The sequence below is a fragment of the Arcobacter sp. LA11 genome, from assembly GCF_001895145.1.
GTDB lineage: Bacteria > Campylobacterota > Campylobacteria > Campylobacterales > Arcobacteraceae > Halarcobacter.
The window spans coordinates 14,224-27,742 of the sequence record NZ_BDIR01000007.1 but is presented as its reverse complement, the minus strand read 5'-3'; the positions used below and the strand labels follow the sequence as shown (position 1 = coordinate 27,742).

The window sequence follows — 13,519 nt, the reverse complement described above, 5'->3', positions numbered from 1 at the left end:
AAACTAAACAAAATTTAAGTATTCTTTAAATATAATACGCGACTTAATTTGTGAATAGAGGAACAGAAGAATATGAAAAGAACATATCAACCACATAACACGCCAAGAAAAAGAACACACGGTTTTAGAATCAGAATGAAAACTAAAAACGGTAGAAAAGTTATTAAAGCTAGAAGAGCTAAAGGTAGAAAGAGATTAGCTATCTAAGCAAAGACTACCGTCTTAACAATTCAAAAGATTTTAACAAACTTTATAAAAGCGGCAAGAAGTGGCATACTCACTCTTTTGTCGCTTTTTTTTCGCATGATGAAAACATGCAGTTAGCATTTGTTGCTTCAAAAAAAGTAGGAAATGCAGTAAAAAGAGCTAGAGCAAAAAGAAGACTTCGAGCTTTAATTCTTATCTTCGAAAAAAAAATCAAAATTGGTAAATATATTTTTGTTACAAAAGAAAATATTCTAGAGAAAAGCCCTAAAGAATTGGAAAAAGATTTCAAGTATGCTATGAAAAAACTTGATTTGTTTAAATAGATGAAAACACTATTTAAATATTTAGTAAGGTTTTATCAGAGATATCTTTCAGTAATCTCATTTGGATCTTGTAGATATTACCCAACTTGTTCCAATTATGCCCTATGGCAACTAGAAAATAATACTTTTTTTAAGGCAATTTATTTTACAATATCACGCATATTAAAATGTAACCAACTTTTTCCTGGTGGATTTGACTATCCAATAGTAAAAATTGCAAAGCATAATAATATTAATTTCAAAAAAATCAAAATCAAATATTGGCTAGTGCCTATAAATGATAATAGATACCTCATAGTAAAAAACCGGGAGTGGAAGAAAAATAATGAATAATCCGAATCAAGATAAAGGTATGCAAAAAAGAATGCTTATTATGACACTTATAGTGTTTGTATTTTTTATAGCATATGAATTTTTAGTATTAAAGCCTCAACAAGAAGAAAAAGCAAAACAGCAAGAGATTGTTAAGCAAGAACAAGCAAATGCAGCGCCTGATGTAGCTACTGCAACAAATGCTTCTCCTTCAGGACAACCAGCAAGTAGTGAAGAAATGAAAAACTCAATTTCTGCACTTTCATCAAAAGCAATTGGTTCTGCAAATATTTTAACGACAATTAAAACAAATAGAAATATTATTCAAATTGATAAATTAGGTAGAGTTGCTCAAGTTACATTACTTGAAGAAAAGTATAAAGATGAAGATGGAAATAGTTTTAAACTTTTTGAAGCTAATCAATTAAGACCTTTAGAAGTTAGATTTGCAAATGCTGATGTGAATAATCAAGCATTTAAAGTAAATTATACAACTACTGCAACAAATGTAGATGCAACAAAAGAAATTCAAAAATTTACACTTACTCAATCTTTATCTGGTGTTACATTAATCAAAAACTTTACAGTTTATCCTAATGGGCATTATGATTTAGAAGTTAACTCAACATCAAAAGAACAATTTTTTATTACAAATGGATTTAGACCAAATATCTTAGCTGATATGTATGCTGATCACGGAGTTTATTTAAAACTTCAAGACGGTACTATGGACTTAACAGTTGATGAAGATTTAAGTAAGGTTAAATCATATGAAGGTGTAAAATTTATATCAAGTTTTGATAGATATTATGCAACAGTAATTTACAATTTTGAAAAATCATTACAAGTTTCTCTTATGCCAGATGCAGATGATAATCCTCAAGGTTTTATCCATGCAACAAATAGTATCTCTTTTTCAGGATATATGGGACCAAAAAACTTTAACGATTTAAAAGCATTAAATAAAGAATTAACAGATGTTATCGAATATGGTTGGTTTACTTTTATTGCAAAACCAATGTTTACATTCTTAGCATTTTTACAAACATATATTGGAAACTGGGGTTGGACAATTGTTGCTTTAACAATTATTATTAAACTTATTTTATATCCATTATCATACAAAGGTATGGTATCTATGCAAAAGCTTAAAGATCTTGCTCCAAAAATGAAAGAGATTCAAGCTAAATATAAAGATGATAAACAGAAACAATCTGCACATATGATGGAACTTTATAAGAAACATGGTGCAAACCCAATGGGTGGTTGTTTACCATTAATTTTACAAATTCCAGTATTCTTTGCTATTTATAGAGTACTACTTAACTCAATTGAGTTAAAAGGTGCAGAGTGGATTTTCTGGATTCACGATTTAGCAGAGATGGATCCATATTTTGTATTACCAATATTAATGGGTGCTTCAATGTGGTTACAACAAAAAATCACTCCAAATACAATGCAGGATGAAATGCAAAAGAAAATTTTCCAAATGTTACCAATTGTATTTACATTCTTCTTCTTATGGTTCCCTGCAGGGTTAACACTATACTGGTTTGTGAATAATGTATTTACTATTTCTCAACAATATTATATTAATCGATTATTTGAGAAACAAAGAGCTGCAAAAAAATAGGAGAGTCTATTATGAAAAAGTTTGAAGCAAAAAGTTTAGAAGAAGTTTATGAATTAGCATCAAATGAATTTGGTTGTTCAATTACACAATTAGATATCGATATCCTTCAACAACCAAGTAATGGTTTTTTAGGATTCGGTAAGAAAAATGCAATTATTTCTGCAAGTGAAAAGAGAAATAAAAGAAGAGATAATAGAAGACCTAAAGAGCAAAAGTTTAGAAAGAAAGATATAAAAATTGAAGAAGTATCTAAAAAGATAGAAGATTCAAATAAAGCAGATGAGAGAAGAGCTCATCAAAAAAGAAAAAAAGAAGCTAGAAGAAGAGAACAACCTAAGTTAAATGATGTTCCAAAAGTAGAATCAAAAGAGAAAATTTTTGATAATTTTTATAATGAATCTAAGTCACAAAAAGAAGTTGCAAAGATTGTTGTAAAAAAAGATAAAGAAGAAATCTTAACCGAAGTAAATGAAGGTTTAGAATCTTTATTTAAAGATACATGTTATGCAATAGATAATATAAAAGTAGAGTTTTTTGATGAAACAACTTTATACATAGAGTTTACGGGAGATGATTCAGCTTTACTTATTGGTAAAGAAGGATATAGATATAAAGCTCTTTCATATATTTTATTTAACTGGATTAATGAAAAATATGGATTAATGTTAAGACTTGAAGTTGCTGAATTCTTAAAAAATCAAGAAACTTCAATTCATACATATTTAGAACCTGTTATTGAAACAATTAAAGAAAAAGGTTCTTTCAAAACAAAACCTCTTGATGGAATATTAGTTCATATTGCACTTAAAAAATTAAGAGAAGAATTCCCTGAAAAATACGTTGCTGTTAAAACAAATGTAAGAGGGGATAAATACGTACTTGTAAATGAGTATAGAAGTAAAGAGCAATAAAAATTGACTGATGATGAAACAATAGTAGCGATTGCTACAGCAAATGGAATTGGTTCCATTTCAATAATTAGAGTTAGTGGTAAAGATGCTTTACCAATAGCTCTAAAACTTTCAAAGAAAAAAGACTTACAACCACGACTTGCAACACTTAGTTCAATATATAATTCAAAAAATGAAGTAATAGATGAAGCTTTATTAATTTACTTTAAAAATCCTTTCTCTTTTACAGGGGAAGATATAGTTGAATTTCAATGTCATGGTGGTATTGCAATATCAAATATTATCATGAGTGAAGTGATAAAATATGGTGCAAGAGTGGCTCAACCAGGTGAGTTTTCAAAAAGAGCTTTTATCAATGGTAAAATAGATTTAACAAAAGCAGAAGCAATTGCCAAAATTATTGAAGCAAGAAGTGAAGATGCTGTTAAATTACTCGCACGTCAATTAAAAGGTGAATTAACTGATTTTGTAAATGATATTAGAGAAGACCTATTATTTATGCTTGCATACACAGAAGTAAGTATTGATTATGCAGAAGATGATTTGCCAGATGATATATTTGAACAAATAGAAAATAAACTAGATAAGATAAAAATAAAACTAAATGATACTCTTAATGCAAGTAAAAGAAGAGAAGGTCTAATAGAAGGTTTTAAAGTTGCAATTGTTGGGAAACCTAATGTTGGAAAATCTTCACTTTTAAATAAATTGTTAAATTTTGATAGGGCTATTATTTCTGATATTGCAGGTACAACTAGAGATACTATAGAAGAATCAGTTAAAATTGGTACTCATATTATCAAAATAGTTGATACAGCAGGTATACGTGAAGCTAGTGATGTAATAGAACAAATAGGAATAGAAAAATCTATAGAAGCAATAAATGAAGCTGATATTGTAATTTCTTTATTTGATAATAGTAAAGAGTTAGATGCTGAAGATGAAAAAATTTTAAAACTTCTAAAAGAGAATGATGATAAAGAGATAATAAAAGTTTTAAATAAAACAGATTTAGAAAGTAAGTTTGATAAAACAAAACTAGATGATTTTATTGAACTAAGCACTAAACAGACTATTAATCCTTTAGTATTTAAAGTAGAGTCTTTACTGGATTTAAATACTCATAGTGATGATATGACTTTAATTTCAACAAGACAAGTAGATTCTGTTGAACAAACACTTTTTCATATAAATGAATCTTCAATGCCTTTACAAACAGGTGAATTAGAGTTTTTTGCACACCATATTACAGAAGCTTTAGAAAATATTTCAAATATCACTAGACCATATGAAAATGATCAAATGTTAGATGTAATGTTTGGCTCTTTTTGTTTAGGTAAATAAAAAGAGATTAAACTACAAAATCAACACTTGTTACTAATCCTGCCTTTCCATTTTCTTTTAAAAAGATACTAGTCTCTTTAAGTTTTGCATTCTCTTCTTCTATTGATTTTGAATAATTAAAGTCAGTTGTAATACTAGATAAATAGATTGCTCCAACTCCTGCTTGGCTTAATGTAAGTAAATTATTCTTACCATTTTCTGTTTTTTCCCATACTCTTAAATCTTTAAAAATTGAATCATTTTCATCTATCCAATTATTGTTATCTTCATCATACATTTTAAGTTCTTCAAATCCATCTGCCGTATTTGCTCCAAAAAGTTCATTTCCATTATCTATAATTCCATTTGAATTTTTGTCTAAAGAAAGAAATCCAGCTCCATTTTTTAAATAAGGTATATTCTCTTTTTCTGTATTACTATTTATGTCAAATTCAAAATTCATGTGTTTGCTAATATTATCAAAAGAAGAATCTTCTTTTTCAAAGTTTATGATAAGTGGGTCATAAAGTTTTACAGCTCCAACTTCAATTTTTGATTTGTGTACTTCATAAAATTGTTCTGTATATGAAAGATTAAGATCTATATTGAATTCTCCTTTATTGGTTTTAATAGTAGCATTACTACTAAATTCAATAGAACTTTTTTGATAGTACTCTTCATTACTCTCATACGTAAAACCCCATTGCGATACAGTTTGGCTATTGTTTGAGTAGGGGTTTTGTATTGAATTATATTCTATTACTTTAGTTTTTAAATTATCATTGGGATAAAGTTTTATATTAGATTTTTTATTTGAAAATTTTTCTAATAAAAGTTCTATTATTAATTTTTTTATTCTATCTTCAATGGATAAGCTGCTTTCTTCATTAAATACAACTTTTTTCTGTGTTAGTTTAAAACTATTAAAAATAGAACTATTTTGGGTTTCTTTTATAGATTGAGAAAGAAAAGTTACCGATTCAGTTGTTCTGTTTTTTCTAATAAAACTATTATCTGATTGCATATTTATATTATAAGACTCTATTTTCATGTTGCACTCCCTAAAAAGTTGCTATATCATGCTTTTATTTCAGTTGTAACTCCTAAGATAGATGTTTCACTATGTGAATATCCACTACTTAATGAATAACCATTTGAATTTACACTAAGATTCATATAACTAGATTCTTGACTAGAGTTTGCAAGAAATACTCCAATTCCATCTTTTTGGGCAGCTACAAGTTGAAATTGTGAATTCTGTGATTCTTGCCATACTTGGAAATTATCTAGTTTTGATGTTTGTTCTTCAATTACGTTATTTTCTTTTTCATCTTTACTAAATAAATCTAGCATCATTTCTCTTCTTTGTCTTAATGCTTCTTTTATTTGTTCAAAGATATCTTTTTCTTCTTCTTTATCCTCTTCTTTGAAAAGATCAAAAATAAAATGAAGAGATTTTAAATCTTTTAAACTATCATCATCATCTTCTTCTAACTCTATTTCAAAAGGATTTTTAAAAGTTTCATTTGCAATAGCAATTTGAATTTCATTTTTTTCATAAAATTCTTGAGTATAAGAAAAATTTAGTTCAATTTTATATTCACCATTTGGAGTTTTTATAATAGCTTCTGCATTGAATTCGATTGTAGTTTTTTCATAATACTCATAACTTGAACTATACATAAAACCTTGTGGTAAATTATTTGCATCTTCATTATATGGATTTCCTTTTTGATATGATTCTTTTGAAATATCTGCATTTTCGTTAGGAAATAGGGGCATTGCTTCATTATTACTATCAAATGCACCTAATATCTTTTGCATAATCATTTTTTGTAAATATTCAGTACTTGATAAATTAGATTCATTTACATAAACAAAAGGAGCATTTATTATATTGTTATTTGATTTTTCTGGTATATCTTCTTCCAATTTAGTAGAAGCATTAGCTATTGGCGTAATTTTAGCTTCATATTGAAGCTGAGTTCTTTGATATTGTAAATTTTGAGTGTATGCAGTAAGAGTCATAGTTAATCCTTTAATTAATCTATAATTAAGAATTGTATAATAAAATACATAAATCTTCTTTTAAAGAATAAAACTAGTTGTTACTTCCTTTTTGTTATGATACTCAAATGAAAAAAGATGAATATGATGTTATAGTAATAGGCTCTGGTGGAGCTGGAATGATAGCTGCAATTACTTCTAGGAAACTTGGTTTTAAAGTACTACTTTTAGAAAAACTTCCAACACTTGGTTCAAAGTTAAAAGCAACAGGAGGGGGAAAGTGTAATCTTACAAATACCCTCAGTAATGATGATTTTATGAACTCATTTGGGCGAAATGGAAAGTTTATGATAAAAGCAATCTCTATGTTAGATAAAAATGATTTAAGAGATTTTTTTTCAAGTATTGGAGTTCAAACTGATACTAAAGATGGTTTTAGAATTTTCCCTGTTACGCATAATTCATCTACTATTATAAATGCTTTAGAAAAAGAGTTACATAGATTAGAAGTAGATGTTCTTTGTGATGTTAAAGTAGAAAAAATACTTGTTGATGGTATTAAAACTACAGGTGTAGATACATCAAAAGGAGAGTTTATTTCTTCAAATATAATTGTAGCAACTGGTGGTTTAGGTTTTCCAATGCTTGGTGCAAATGGAGATGGATATTCTTTTGCAAAAGAGCTTGGACATAAAGTTACTGATCTTTATCCTGCTATGCTTCCTCTTATTACAAAGGAGACTTGGGTGGGAGATTGCACTGCTGATACTATTGCAAAAGCTATTGTAAGAATTGATTTAAAAAAAGCAAAAAAATTAAAAGCTATTGGGGATTTGATATTTACTTCTAAGGGTTTAAGAGGTCCGGTTATTTTAGATTTTTCAAGAGAGATTACTCCTTTGCTTGAAAAATATGATGAAGTGCCACTTTTGATAAATATGGTAAAAGGAAAAAATGAAGATGAAGTTTTTCAACACTTAAAAAAACAATCTTCTTTAAATCCTGATTATAATATTGTTGAGTTAGTTTCAACATTACTACCTGCTTCTGTTTCAAAATCACTTTGTCTTGAAGTTGGTGCAGATATAAACAAAAAGTTTAAAGAACAAGATGGACAAGTAAGAAATAATTTAGTAAAAATAATTGTAAATACTCCTCTTACAGTAATAGATTCTGTAGGTTTTAAAAAAGCGATGATTACAAGAGGTGGAGTGAGTTTAAAAGAGATAAATCCTGAAACTATGCAAAGTAAAATTATAGATGGTTTGTATTTTTGTGGAGAGGTTATGGACTTAGATGGACCATGTGGAGGGTATAACCTCCAGTGGTCTTTTTCTAGTGGAAATTTAGCTGGGCATCTATATAAATAGATTCTATTCCCAGTCTAAAAGTCTTTTATCACCTTCAAGTTTTCGTATATCTGTAACATCTTGAGACATCTCAATTACACCTTTGTAAACACCTTCATCATCTCTAACTGCAAAATATCTAATATGTACAAATAGACCTTTAAATTGAATCCAAAACTCTGCTGTATTTTGACGTCCAGCTTTAAATTCTTCAAGAATTTTTAATACTTGGTCAACACTTTTTGGTGGATGACAAAATTTAACTTCTCTTCCAATAATTCCAGCACTTCTAGGGAAAACTCTATCATCTCCTCTATTATAGAAAACAACTTTATCATTTTCATCAACATATGTAATATCTACTGGTAAAAATTTAAATATAAAGTTAACTTGCTCAGGAGTTAAGTATCCTTCATCATAATGTGTTCTATCTTCAAGTGAAAAAGGAAGCTCTCTTTTTTTCTTATCTTGGCTTGGATGAATATATTCTTCTTCTTTCAATTCAGGATATCTTACTGGAGGAGTTGAGAACATCCAACCAATTTCTTCATCTCCTTCTCTCATCTCTTTCCAATCATCTTCACTAAGCATGTTTAAAGCGTTTGGAAGAAGTCTTTGCTCTTCTACTTGAATGATATGAGATAATGAGTTATATATAGTAATACAAGCGTTTAAAATATCATCAAGGGCTTTTACTTCTACTAATTTTCTTGCAGTTTTAATTTCTTCTCTAATTTGATCATGAAATGCCCACATATTTTGACTTGGACTTGTCCAACCATATTTTTCTAAGTATGGGAAAAGTTGATTTTCTTTTCTTGCAAAGTGCTTTTCTACTTCACATAATTGATTGAAAATATTAAAAAACTTTTCAAAATCTTCCTTTACTTCTGTTTTAAAAAGTTCTTCAAAAAGTTGTTTTATTAATAAATTTTCTTCTATATATACTCTTACTGGATGACCTTGGGGGAATCCTTCTATATTATTTGCTAAATCAAACATTTGATTATATTTCCTTTAATTTTTTGTAAATATAACTAAATGATTGTATTTTGCATTGATTTTTATCAATAATAAAATAAGAAGTGAAAGTTAATTAAATTAGTCTAATTTAAAATGTTCTATAAATTTAGCATTTGTTTTGTCAATTGCAGTCCATGAGTCACAATCAAATTCTATTTTTACAATTGAACCCATTTTTATCTCTTCTCTAAATTCTGTAAAAGTTATTGCAAGTGCCGTTAGTGCCGGATTATGTCCAATTATCATTAATGAATCAACTGTATCAAAAGTATAAGTAATTGATTCTATAATTTCATTTACAAATGCTTGGTAAATTACTTCATTGTACATTATGTTTTTTAGATAGTCTAAAGTTTTGGCAACAATTTCTGCTGTTTGCCTTGTTCTTATTGCAGGACTTGCTACAATTAAATCAGGAGTAATTCTTCTATCTTTTAATTTTTGAGCAATTTTTTCACAATCTTCTAAACCTTTTTGTGTTAATTCAACATCGTAGTCGTATTGTTCAGGTTTAGATTCATCTTTTTGCGCATGTCTCATTATATATAGTGTTTTCATTTTTACTCATTAATTAGATTATAAAGAATTTTAAAAATATTTAACTTGAAAGTAAATAAAAAATAACTATTTTTTTTAAATTTTAAGCATAGTCTTTCTTAGGATACTCAAATGAAACAAATTTTGCATTTTTTTTCTTAACTTCTCTCCATGATTCACAATCAAACTCTATTTCTAATATTCCAGCAGTAGGTAAGTTTTCATTAAATTCGATTAAATAAAATGCAAGCATATTTAATCCTGGATTATGACCAACTATAAAAACAGTATCATATTCATCATCTATAAAGTTTACAATTTCTAAAATAGTTTTTAACGAAGCTTCATAAATATTTTCGTTATACATTACTTCATTTTGATAATTTATTTTTTTAGCAATTTTTTTTGTGGTCTCTCTTGCTCTATATGCAGGACTTGAAATTATCAAATCAGGATGAATATTTTTTTCATGCAGTATTTCTCCCATAAAAGGAGCATTTTTCTTTCCTCTTTTGTTTAATGGTCTATCAAAATCATCAAGACTAGGGTTTGACCAATCAGATTTGGCATGGCGAATTAAATATAGTTTTTTCATACTTCCTCTTTATTAAATATGCTTTATTATATCTTTTTTTGTATAATAATCATAATTTAGAAATGTATAAAAATCAAGGATTTAAATTGGGTTACGATTTAGAAAAAAAGTTAGTTATTGCTATTTCATCAAGAGCTTTATTTGATTTAGAAGAAGAAAATAAAATATTCGAAGATAAAGGTGTTGATGAATATTATAAACATCAAATAGAAAATGAAGATAGTCTTATTGAGAAAGGTACAGGTTTTAGACTTGTAAAAAATTTACTTAGAATAAATGATGATTTTCCAGAAGATAAACAAGTAGAAGTTATTATTATGTCAAGAAATAACGCAGCTACAAGTTTAAGAATAACAAAATCAATAGAAAAATATGAATTAGATATAGCCCGTTCTGCTTGGAGTGGAGGAAATGATATTTCAAAATATCTTAAACCTTTTAAAGTTGATCTATTTTTATCAGCAAATGAAACAGATGTACAAAATGCAATAAATGAAGGTATAGCAGCTGCTAGAATCTTACCATATAAAGAAAATGTTGATGAACACTCAACGCAAGTAAAAATTGCTTTTGATGGTGATGCAGTTTTGTTTTCAGAAGAATCGGAGATAATCTATAAAACACAAGGTCTAGAAGCATTTTTAGAATATGAAAAAGAAAATGCAAATAATGCAATGAAATCAGGACCCTTTGCACAACTAATTCGTGTGATATCAAATATCCAAGCAAAATATCCAGAAGAACAAACTCCAATAAGAACAGCACTTATAACGGCAAGAAATTCTCCTGCACATGAAAGAGTAATTAGAACACTTTCTCAATGGGGTGTAAGATTGGATGAATCATTCTTTTTAGGTGGGGTTGATAAATATGAAGTAGTTCAAGCCTTTGGTGCAGATATTTTCTTTGATGATCAAGATGTACATCTTGAAAATACGTCAAAAACTACGCCTAGTGCAAAAGTTTTATATCATGAAGAATCAATTTTAAATAGAATTTAGTTTTTTTTTGTTAAACATTTATTAATATTTTGATGGTAAAATTTAAGTATTAAAGGATAAATATGGAACAAGTAAAAACAATTTTTTTATTAACTCTTTTAACTGTACTATTTGTATTTATTGGATTTAGTTTTGGTGGTACAAATGGAATGCTTATTGCATTTTTATTAGCAGGTGGTATGAACTTTTATGCATACTATTATTCAGATAAACAAGTTTTAAAACAATATAGTGCAACACAAATTGAAGATAGAAGACATCCTGTTTATATTATTACACAAAGATTAGTTGAAAAAGCTGGTCTTCCTATGCCAAAGGTTTATTTAATACCTGATCATACGCCAAATGCATTTGCAACCGGAAGAAACCATGAAAATGCAGCAGTTGCAGTAACTATGGGTTTATATGAAATGTTAAATGAAAAAGAGTTAGAAGGTGTTATAGCACATGAGTTATCTCATATTAAACATTATGATATTTTAGTTGGAACAATTGCCGCTGTTTTTGCAGGAGCAATTGCAATGATTGCAAATATTATGCAATTTGGTGCTATGTTTGGAGGAAATAACAGACAAGGTGGTAATCCAATAGTAATGATACTTATGGCAATTTTATTACCAATTGCAGCTTCAATTATTCAAATGACCGTTAGTCGTAGTAGAGAATTTATGGCTGATGAAGGTGCCGCTAGAATGACAGGAAATCCTGCTGGTTTACAAAGTGCATTATCAAAATTAGAAAATTATGCAAGAAGTGGACATCAGGTTCATAATGCAACTGAACAAACAGCACATATGTTTATTATAAATCCATTTTCAGGGCTAAAGTCTTCTTTTGGTTCTTTATTTAGAACTCATCCTACTACAGAGGATAGAATAGCAAGACTTGAAGAGTTAAAAGATGAAATCCAATAGAAACTTTTGTTTCTATTGAAATATATCTACTAGAGAGTTTTCTGTTATATCTTCTTGTAAGATAGGGTAGATACCTTTAGCAATTAATGAAATTTTTAAATCATAATCTATATCTTCAATTAAAAAGTAGTTTGTAGCAAAATCATATAATACATCTGGCAAAACATTACATGCAGCTTCTTCTTCATTTTGATACATTGGATTATTAATGCAATTTGATGATTTTAGTTTATAATCTTTTATAAAGTAAATCCAAATATATTTTGCATTTGCATCTGCATATTCTAACTCTTTATTACTGTTAGAACATATTGCAACATGAAATTCATTTTTAATTTCATGTACTTTTATATTACTTCCAGTAATTAATGCTAAAGAGATTTTTTTTCTAGCACTTTTAATAATTCTTGCGAAAGTTGCTCTAGAAACATTCATTTTTTTTGCAGCATCTTCTTGATACATACAAAATGAATCCATTAAATGGATAGCTTCTAACTCTTCATGCAACAAAATAACGTCTTGTCTAGCTTCTATATCTTTTGGTCCAAAATACTTAGATACAGGCTTTAGTTCAAGTTTTCTTTCAAGTTTTTCTCTAGCCATTAATAACCTTATTAATAATATATTAAAATTTTATCACACTTTAAATGAAATATACTTGACATATGTTCATAGATTTGATACAATTCTGTCATATGTTCAAAAGCAGTAAATTATTGTCTTGATTTACTACTTCATATATTTTGTATAAATAAAAAATTTGTGATCTTCTCTCATGGTAACCTTTTGGTTTCCATTATTTTACAAAGTATATATATTGTTTTAGCTTTAACGGAATATATTTTTAAACATCAGTTGATATTGGGACTAAAATATATATTGTCTTTTCCCTAGTCATTACTTTTTTTCACTCATCCTAATTGAGCTGATGTTTTAAATTTCTTGCAATCTTACTTGAAGGAGGAACTATGGTTAGAATAGTATTTCCGACAAATCAAAAAATGAGTTATATTTCCCCAGTAGAGAGTACATTTGAAGATTCAAAGTATCTTACTATACTTAATGTCCGTGGTCAAAATATAACAGCTGTCGAAACAATTAAAAATCCACATCCACACTCTAAAGAAGAAATTATAAGAGAGTGTAAAGATAACCATTTTGGTGTTTTGATTTTATCAGAAAATGAAAAAATACCTGTAGGTGAATTAAAAAAAAGTGGAGTATCTGTGTTTACTTCTAACACAAATAAGACAGTTTTAAATACATTTAGTGATTTTGTTCAGGATAAACTGAAAAAAGTTAAGTAAAAAAAAGCGGAACATAGGTTCCGCTTGTATCCTTTCAACTTGACCAAAGTAAAGGACAAATGAATATTACAAAAATT

16 protein-coding genes are annotated in these 13,519 nt (G+C 27.9%); 10 read left to right on the top strand and 6 right to left on the bottom strand.

Annotation, left to right across the window (positions count from 1 at the left end; genetic code table 11):
* Positions 1-72: 72 nt before the first annotated feature.
* The 6 genes from rpmH to mnmE are packed head-to-tail and all read left to right on the top strand — an operon-like array spanning position 73 to position 4,730.
* Positions 73-207, top strand: coding sequence for a 50S ribosomal protein L34 (rpmH, locus tag BT997_RS09240; protein WP_072681470.1), 135 nt, complete (start codon positions 73-75; stop codon positions 205-207).
* Positions 195-530: a ribonuclease P protein component gene (gene rnpA / locus BT997_RS09235; protein WP_072681468.1), complete on the top strand. Its 336-nt coding sequence runs from the start codon at positions 195-197 to the stop codon at positions 528-530. Before rpmH ends, rnpA begins: the two co-directional genes overlap by 13 nt.
* Entirely contained in the window at positions 531-863 is a 333-nt protein-coding gene (gene yidD, locus BT997_RS09230; RefSeq protein WP_072681467.1) for a membrane protein insertion efficiency factor YidD, read from the top strand.
* The gene (gene yidC, locus BT997_RS09225) at positions 856-2,475 is read left to right on the top strand and encodes a membrane protein insertase YidC (RefSeq protein WP_072681466.1); all 1,620 of its coding nucleotides are present in this window, start codon (positions 856-858) and stop codon (positions 2,473-2,475) included. Before yidD ends, yidC begins: the two co-directional genes overlap by 8 nt.
* A gap of 11 nt (positions 2,476-2,486) precedes the next feature.
* Positions 2,487-3,386, top strand: a complete 900-nt coding sequence (locus BT997_RS09220; protein WP_072681465.1) for a Jag N-terminal domain-containing protein — start codon at positions 2,487-2,489, stop codon at positions 3,384-3,386.
* A gap of 3 nt (positions 3,387-3,389) precedes the next feature.
* Complete coding sequence (gene mnmE, locus BT997_RS09215; protein WP_072681463.1) at positions 3,390-4,730, top strand: tRNA uridine-5-carboxymethylaminomethyl(34) synthesis GTPase MnmE; 1,341 nt, start codon at positions 3,390-3,392, stop codon at positions 4,728-4,730.
* 7 nt (positions 4,731-4,737) lie between these two features.
* Here mnmE and BT997_RS09210 read toward each other — a convergent pair whose 3' ends face one another.
* Together BT997_RS09210 and BT997_RS09205 are read right to left on the bottom strand one after the other, a co-directional pair.
* Positions 4,738-5,760: a hypothetical protein gene (locus BT997_RS09210; RefSeq protein WP_072681462.1), complete on the bottom strand. Its 1,023-nt coding sequence runs from the start codon at positions 5,758-5,760 to the stop codon at positions 4,738-4,740.
* 26 nt (positions 5,761-5,786) lie between these two features.
* On the bottom strand, positions 5,787-6,737 hold the full coding sequence (locus BT997_RS09205) for a hypothetical protein (protein WP_072681460.1): 951 nt from the start codon (positions 6,735-6,737) through the stop codon (positions 5,787-5,789).
* Positions 6,738-6,844: 107 nt separating this feature from the next.
* On the opposite strand from BT997_RS09205, the gene BT997_RS09200 reads away from it, so the two are divergent.
* Positions 6,845-8,086 (top strand): NAD(P)/FAD-dependent oxidoreductase, encoded by a 1,242-nt coding sequence (locus BT997_RS09200; protein ID WP_072681676.1) that lies wholly within the window; start codon positions 6,845-6,847, stop codon positions 8,084-8,086.
* A 3-nt stretch (positions 8,087-8,089) separates the two neighbouring features.
* Here the strand turns inward: BT997_RS09200 and BT997_RS09195 are convergent, their stop codons facing one another.
* The 3 genes from BT997_RS09195 to BT997_RS09185 form a co-directional block, all read right to left on the bottom strand.
* On the bottom strand, positions 8,090-9,067 hold the full coding sequence (locus BT997_RS09195; RefSeq protein ID WP_072681459.1) for a DUF438 domain-containing protein: 978 nt from the start codon (positions 9,065-9,067) through the stop codon (positions 8,090-8,092).
* 99 nt (positions 9,068-9,166) lie between these two features.
* The gene (locus BT997_RS09190; RefSeq protein ID WP_072681457.1) at positions 9,167-9,646 is read right to left on the bottom strand and encodes a histidine phosphatase family protein; all 480 of its coding nucleotides are present in this window, start codon (positions 9,644-9,646) and stop codon (positions 9,167-9,169) included.
* Between the two features lie 82 nt (positions 9,647-9,728).
* On the bottom strand, positions 9,729-10,220 hold the full coding sequence (locus tag BT997_RS09185) for a histidine phosphatase family protein (RefSeq protein ID WP_072681456.1): 492 nt from the start codon (positions 10,218-10,220) through the stop codon (positions 9,729-9,731).
* A gap of 86 nt (positions 10,221-10,306) precedes the next feature.
* On the opposite strand from BT997_RS09185, the gene BT997_RS09180 reads away from it, so the two are divergent.
* Both BT997_RS09180 and htpX read left to right on the top strand, forming a co-directional pair.
* The gene (locus tag BT997_RS09180; protein ID WP_072681454.1) at positions 10,307-11,221 is read left to right on the top strand and encodes a 5'-nucleotidase; all 915 of its coding nucleotides are present in this window, start codon (positions 10,307-10,309) and stop codon (positions 11,219-11,221) included.
* Positions 11,222-11,283: 62 nt separating this feature from the next.
* Entirely contained in the window at positions 11,284-12,135 is an 852-nt protein-coding gene (htpX, locus tag BT997_RS09175; RefSeq protein WP_072681452.1) for a zinc metalloprotease HtpX, read from the top strand.
* A 12-nt stretch (positions 12,136-12,147) separates the two neighbouring features.
* On the opposite strand, the gene BT997_RS09170 is transcribed toward htpX, so the two are convergent.
* Entirely contained in the window at positions 12,148-12,738 is a 591-nt protein-coding gene (locus tag BT997_RS09170) for a DUF134 domain-containing protein (protein WP_072681451.1), read from the bottom strand.
* 365 nt (positions 12,739-13,103) lie between these two features.
* Here BT997_RS09170 and BT997_RS09165 point away from each other — a divergent pair, with 365 nt between their 5' ends.
* Entirely contained in the window at positions 13,104-13,442 is a 339-nt protein-coding gene (locus BT997_RS09165; RefSeq protein WP_072681450.1) for a hypothetical protein, read from the top strand.
* Positions 13,443-13,519 lie beyond the last annotated feature (77 nt).